The 483-nt window shown below is 44.3% G+C and carries 1 protein-coding gene; it reads left to right on the top strand.

Annotated elements, in window-relative coordinates:
* Positions 1 to 483 (top strand): chemotaxis protein (locus A3735_RS25015; protein WP_156499913.1); only part of this gene is annotated, 483 nt, incomplete at both ends.

Genomic DNA, 483 nt, shown 5'->3' with positions numbered 1-483 from the left:
GTATCGTTAACCTTAATTGGGAAGAGATTCATCCGCCGCCAAAGGGTGCCGGACGCGAAAATTACCTGACTGCCGTCACTCGTATCGATAATAAGCTTGTAGAAATTATCGATGTAGAGAAGATTCTTTCTGAAGTGGCGCCTGTAGAAGAAACCGTTAACGAAGAGTTCGTAGAACAGGTGTGTGAACGTAATAGTGAATCGCCGCCTACCGTTCTGGTCGCTGATGACTCGGTGGTTGCGCGTAAGCAAATACAAAACTGCCTACAAGCTATCGGCATTACAGTAATTACCAAGAATGATGGTAAACAGGCCTACGATTATCTAAGGGAACTTGTGGCGGACGGGTCACACCTTAATGATCATATTGATTTGATGATTTCAGACGTAGAGATGCCAGAGATGGATGGCTACACCTTGACGACCTTATGTAAGGATGATCATCGTTTAGCACCACTTTATATTATGCTGCACACTTCATTGA

The organism is Oleiphilus sp. HI0061, assembly GCF_001635675.1.
The sequence above is the reverse complement of the archived record's forward strand: the minus strand, read 5'-3'. Positions and strand labels throughout refer to the sequence as shown.